The sequence below is a fragment of the Streptomyces sp. NPDC005799 genome, from assembly GCF_040630525.1.
Lineage (GTDB): Bacteria > Actinomycetota > Actinomycetes > Streptomycetales > Streptomycetaceae > Streptomyces > Streptomyces griseorubiginosus_B.
This window is the reverse complement of record NZ_JBEXXQ010000142.1, coordinates 1-5,504: the sequence shown is the minus strand read 5'-3', so window position 1 is coordinate 5,504 and position 5,504 is coordinate 1. Positions and strand designations below refer to the sequence as shown.

General features: G+C 68.1%; 4 protein-coding genes and 2 pseudogenes. 4 read left to right on the top strand and 2 right to left on the bottom strand.

All coding sequences use genetic code 11. The annotated features are described in order from the left end of the window. Positions 1–12 precede the first annotated feature (12 nt). From ABZ453_RS50340 to ABZ453_RS50330, 3 genes and pseudogenes are all read left to right on the top strand, one after another. Positions 13–132, top strand: a complete 120-nt coding sequence (locus ABZ453_RS50340; protein ID WP_359024845.1) for a hypothetical protein — start codon at positions 13–15, stop codon at positions 130–132. An 81-nt stretch (positions 133–213) separates the two neighbouring features. Further along, positions 214–626: pseudogene (locus ABZ453_RS50335) on the top strand (MFS transporter); the annotation flags it as partial. Between the two features lie 107 nt (positions 627–733). Beyond that, positions 734–2,290 carry a hypothetical protein gene (locus tag ABZ453_RS50330; protein WP_359026687.1) on the top strand — a complete coding sequence of 519 codons (1,557 nt, stop codon included), beginning with the start codon at positions 734–736 and terminating at the stop codon, positions 2,288–2,290. 207 nt (positions 2,291–2,497) lie between these two features. Here the strand turns inward: ABZ453_RS50330 and ABZ453_RS50325 are convergent, their stop codons facing one another. Together ABZ453_RS50325 and ABZ453_RS50320 are read right to left on the bottom strand one after the other, a co-directional pair. Continuing rightward, positions 2,498–3,439 (bottom strand): hypothetical protein, encoded by a 942-nt coding sequence (locus ABZ453_RS50325; RefSeq protein ID WP_359026685.1) that lies wholly within the window; start codon positions 3,437–3,439, stop codon positions 2,498–2,500. A gap of 90 nt (positions 3,440–3,529) precedes the next feature. Continuing rightward, positions 3,530–4,169: pseudogene (locus tag ABZ453_RS50320) on the bottom strand (transposase); the annotation flags it as partial. Between the two features lie 936 nt (positions 4,170–5,105). Between ABZ453_RS50320 and ABZ453_RS50315 the strand changes: the two are divergent. Further along, the coding region (locus ABZ453_RS50315) for a reverse transcriptase domain-containing protein (protein ID WP_359026689.1) at positions 5,106–5,504 on the top strand (399 nt) is incomplete at its 3' end.

Here is a 5,504-nt window from a genome sequence, read left to right as displayed (position 1 = left end):
CAGGGACTCTTCATCTGCCGGGGGTGCGGGGTCGTTGCCCACGCCGACCGGAATGCTTCCCACAACATCGCCACCCGTGGCGAGAGCGTGTGGAACGCGGGGCGTGAGTCACGCGCCCCTGCCACCCGATAGGGGTGTCTGGACGGAGGAGCCAACCCAGCAGCCAGCTGGGCGCTACCTCCAAGCCCGGTCCTTCAGAGCCGGGTCAAGTTGACTATGGGCATGGGCATGGGCTTCGTGTCGCTCACCCTGACCGCGCTGTCCAACATCACCGTCCACGAGTCCGGCGCGGCCTCCGGGCTGCTCAACGCTACCCAACAGGTGGGCGGTTCGCTCGGCCTGTCCATCCTGGTCAGGGTGTTCGGCACGGCCGGCCGCGACGCGGCGCACACCAGGTCCCCGCGTTCCTGGCGCAGGCCACCCCGGCCGAACGACTGCGCTTCGGGCGGACCGGACATCTGCCGTCGCCCTGGTCCGACCAGATCCTCACCGCCGGTGTCTCGGCCGCGGTCGTGATGGCCGCCGTCTTCCACATGATCGCCGGCCTGATCGCCGTCATGGTCGTTGCGGTACGCCCCGCGGACCTCGAACGCCTGCGGGGCGGCGGCGACCGGGCCACCGGTTGACCACGATGTGATCACAAACGGAACCGGCTGCCCTGTCGGCTCCTCACCATTGGCCGTACACTGCCAATTCATAAGCAAGCGGGCTGTATTGACGGGGGGAGCCCACCATGTCTGGGGATATCTACGGCCAGAACAGATTCGTACCGCCCATGCCGTCGAGTCCTCCGCCCGCGCCGCCGGACGCAGGCCGGGCCGTCGCCGTCGCCCTGCTCAACCTCAGCGGTCTGGGCCTGGGTTACGCGGTGCTGCGCCGCTGGGTCCTGGCCGCCGTGTGCTGGGCGGCGACCGTCGTCCTGCTGCTGGTGGCGCTGCCCGCGGACGCCGACGGCGTGCCCGGGCTCGCGCTCGGCCTGTACGTCGTGTTCCTGGTTCTGGTCGCCGTCCACGGAGCCGTCGTCGCACTGCGCACGCGACTGGCCTGGCCGGGACGGTCGCCGATCGCGATCCTGCTGGGCGTGGCGCTGCTCGCCGTACCGGTGGGCGGGTCCGTGCTGTACGACAACGCCCGCCAGGAGGCCATCGAGCAGGCCCTCCTCGACCGGCTCCAGAAGGCCGACGACCTGGTGACGGCGGCCGGCCGGGACTCGTTCGGCAGCGGCAAGTCCGACTACAGGTCGGCGCTCGAGACCTACCGGAACCTCGCGGTCCACCACTCGGGCTCCCGCGCGGCGGCGGAGGTCCCCGACCGGATGAGGACCTACTACGCGACGGTGGGCGCGGCCTACGGCCACAAGAACTACTGCGACGCCGTCGCACCGCTCGAGTACCTGCGCACGGTGCCCGACACCATGCCCAAGGACGCCATCGGCTCTCTGCGCACATGGCCCGACGACCGGCTCGCCACCTCGCTGTACGAGTGCGGTTCGCAGCGGATGTCCGGTGGCGATTCGGACTGGGTCACGCAGTACGGCAACCTGCTGGACACCTTCCCCGACTCCGAGCCGGCCGCGAAGGTCGCCCCCGCGGTGAGTTCGGCCGTCGACGCCGCCGCCAAGGAGGTACACAGCGACGATCCGTGCACCGCCGTCTCCCAGCTGCGCGAGCTGAAGACCCAGATCGGCGACCTGTCCGGCAGCGCGGGCGAGCAGTCGAGCGACCTCGACAAGGACGCCGACCGGGCGGGCGCGAAGGCCGACGCCGGTGACTACGACTGCGGCGTCCACCAGTACAAGCACGGCGACTTCGATGAGGCCCAGCAAACCCTCACCGACTTCGCCTCCGCTCACAAGCACGACAAGAACCGGGCCCGCGCCCAGAAGATCGCCATAGCCGCCGAGATCGCCCAGACCATCCCGGCCGCCGGCAAGAAGCTGCCCACCACCGCCTCCGGCGGCGGCATCTCGGTGACGGTGAAGAACGATAGCCCCGACGACATCACCGTCCTCTACACCGGCCCCGTCACCGGCAGTTTCACCCTCAAGGCCTGCGGCAGTTGCAAGGCCTACTCCTTCGCCGACACCATCACCCCCGGCTTCAAGCCCTGCTCCAGCGGCAAGAGCTACCCCCAGCGCACCATCAGCCTGCCAGCGGGCACCACCTACTTCGTCCACAAGCCCAAGAACCGCACCACCTCGTCGCCCGCCAAGGACACCGTCAAGATCAGCTCCGGCTACATCTACACCGAGTGCTCCTACACCACGCGGAGCCTCGGCAGCGGTTACTGACGGTCCGTTCCCGGCCGGTGGCGCCGAGCGTCGTCGGCCGGGAACGGACCGCCGGGTGTGCCATGAGCATGTGGTGCCCTCCTAAATCTCGGGGCACGGTGCGATCACCTGCAGATCCGCGAATACCCAGGGACCGGGGCTCCACGCGTCCGGTGTCCGAGGCCGGCCGTCGAGGTGGTGCTCGCCGGCCGGCCACCGCACCGTCGCTCAGTCCTTGGTCTGCTCCAGTGTGGACTTGGTGTCCGACTTCAGCCAGTCTCGGACCTGGCTGAGATCCGGTGGGCTCGTGTCACTGTTGTACGTCGTGCGGTACTCGGTGAACTCCATGGTGTACGTCATCCAGCCGTCCCGGACGGCGAGAGTGGCATAGATGGATCCGCTGGTTGTGCCGCTGGTGGTGTCGTTGCTGACGAGATACGCCTCGTCACCGATGCCCTTGACGATCTCCACGTCGTAACCCGAGTGGCTCTTGCGGTAGTTCTTCCACAGAGCGGTGAACTCGGCCGCCGGGTCGGTCTTCTTGTGCAGGTCCATCTGCATGGTGAGATAGGCGTCCCCGTAGCTGGATGGGGTCTTCTTCAGGCTCAGGCTGCAGTAACTCTCATCCAGGGCGTCGGACTTGAGGGAGTTGTGGAGCGGCGAGGAGTCGTCATTCGGGTACTCGTCCTTGAACGACGAGTAGTCCGCGCCTGTGCACAGGTTCGAGGGGGTGCTGTAGCCGCGCAGCTCGACGCTGTCGCCCCGGCCGAGGAGGAACACGCCGCCCGCCCACACGGCGGAGGCGACCACCGCGCCGACGACCGCCCACAGCACGGCCCGCCCGGCGCCGCCGCCGCCACCCGGGGCCGCTGGGACGGGCACGGGGCCGTAGTAGGGCTGCGCGGCATACGGGTTGCCCGGCTGGGGCTGGGGCTGGGGCTGGGGCTGGGGCTGCGCAGGCTGGCCGACCAGGGTGGGCTGGGCGTAGAAGTTCGGCTGGGCCGGTGTGGGCGCGGGAGCCGGCGGCGGATCGGATCCCGGCGCACCCGGAGCCGCGGGCTGCGGATTCAGGGACTGCGGATTGGGGTGCGGATACGCGCTCGGGGTCTCCGGCGTCTCCGGGGTGCCTGGCTGATCAGAGGGCTGCGAAGCCTCGGGTGGCGTGGACATGATGTGAAGATAGTCGGCGATAGGCGTCAAGTCCCATGACATCCAGGATCGTTATGGTCTGGGGACGGATCTGGTACGGAGCAAATAGGCCAGGACGTGGGAGAGGTAGGCGCTGTCGTAGCCGGAGTCCATGACGATCAGGATCTCGGGATCGCCTGGCTGCCAGTGCCCGGCCGTGACCAACCGGACCACCGCGTCACGGAGTTGGCGGGCGGTGATCTGGGTGGCGTCGTCCGCCCGGCCCAGGCGGACCGCGTCCAGGAGAGCGACCCAGGAGGTGCGGCCCGTTTCCAGGGCGGCGACGAAGGAGTACGGCCAGCCCGGCACGAACTGGTCACTGCTGCGGTCCCCGCGTCCGTAGACGTGGCAGAACAGCCGCTCGTCGCTGGTCGGCGCGTCGGGCCGCAGCCAGTGCGACACATCCACCGCGAGCACGATCCGCCCGTCGGCCGCCCTGGGCACCGGCAGGCCGGCCAGAACGCGCCGCAGCCGCGCCGGTTCCAGCCGGCCCCGGTCCAGCGCGGCGTACAGGGCTCCGTGCCCGCGCCGGTGCTCGGCAGCCATCGACAACTCGACCAGCGTCTTCACCGGTCCGTCCGCACACAGCACCGCGTCGGTGAGCTCAAAAAAGCGCATCCGCCCGCTTGTAGAGACACTCGTAGAACTCGACCCGAAAGTGGGACAACAGACCCAATGCCTCGCTTCTGGGTACATCGACAGGCAGACTCATCGCAGCGGCCGTTCTCTCGCACTTCGTTACTCGACATCTCGAAGCGTGGAGAACGGCCGCCTCCGCTGTCCCGGGAAGAACCGCAGGTCAGCAGAGCGAGTGACCTGCCATGTTAAACGCCAAGCGTACGTCCAGGGGTCCGGGCGTCTTCCCAGCTCAGAAGGGATGTGAGTGATGTAACCGGACGTCAAGCTCAGGGTAGCCAGCCGGTGGAAGTCCGGTCCCGGGGAGACGCCAGGGTCCCTGGTAGCTGACTCCCGGCGTCACTCGAAATGGTGGCGTCGAAGTGGAGTGACAAGCGCCCTTCGGGGGTGTGCAACCGGCCAGTCCGCAACATGAAGTGAAGCCTGCAGCGTCGTCATTTAACCCCCGCCCGTGGGCGGGCCAAGGAGGAGCCGAGCCTGTGCTTGATTGGCGAAGGCCATGGAAGGCGATCTTGGACCTGGAGCGGTCGCCGAAGAACCTCCCGGCGTAAGGGGCGTGGAATGGTCGGAAGGTTGTCCTGGGAACTGGAGAGAGCCTCCTCGGCTCCGGGTTTGCGGCCCGGGAAGCGTGGCCTTCCTATAACCGGCAGAACCGGGAAATGGGAGGTTGTCGAGAGGCAGTCGGAGGGGGTCGTAGTAGTGAGGATCGGCGGGACAACACAACCCGCTGGGAGCGAAGGGCCCCTGCTTCATCGATGCGATTCGCAATCAGGGAGGGGCCCGGATGAGTGCCGTTTCGGCTAGTTCCATCCGCCGGGAGGAAGGCGCCGCAGGACCGGGTGGCCGTTCTCTGGACAAGGTCCGAGCCTTGCAGCGGACGCTTTACCGCTGTGCCGAGCAAGAACCCGAACGCCGGTTTCACGCCCTGTATTGCCATGTCCACCGCATGGACGTTCTCCGGCGGGCGTGGGCCGGTGTGTGCACAAACCGGGGTGCCCCCGGCGTGGACGGTATGACCGTCGACGCGGTGGCGGCCTCGGGGGTGGATGCATTCCTGCATGACCTTTCGCTGAAGCTGCGGACGCATACGTATCGTCCGTCAGTGTTGCGGCGGGTGAAGATTCCCAAACCGGGGCGGCCGGGGGAGTCCCGGCCGCTTTCGATCCCCACGGTGGCAGACCGAGTGGTGATGACGGCTGCGAAAATGGTCCTTGAACCGGTATTCGAGGCCCAGTTCACCGAGGCGAGCTATGGATTCCGGCCCAAGAGGTCCGCGATCGACGCGTGCGAAGCGGTGCGTGTCGCCGCGAACCAGCGGCGGGAGTGGGTGTTCGAGGCCGATATCCGCGACTGCTTCGGCACGATCGGCCATGAGGCGCTGATGGCCCAGGTGGCCCGGCGTGTGGTGGAC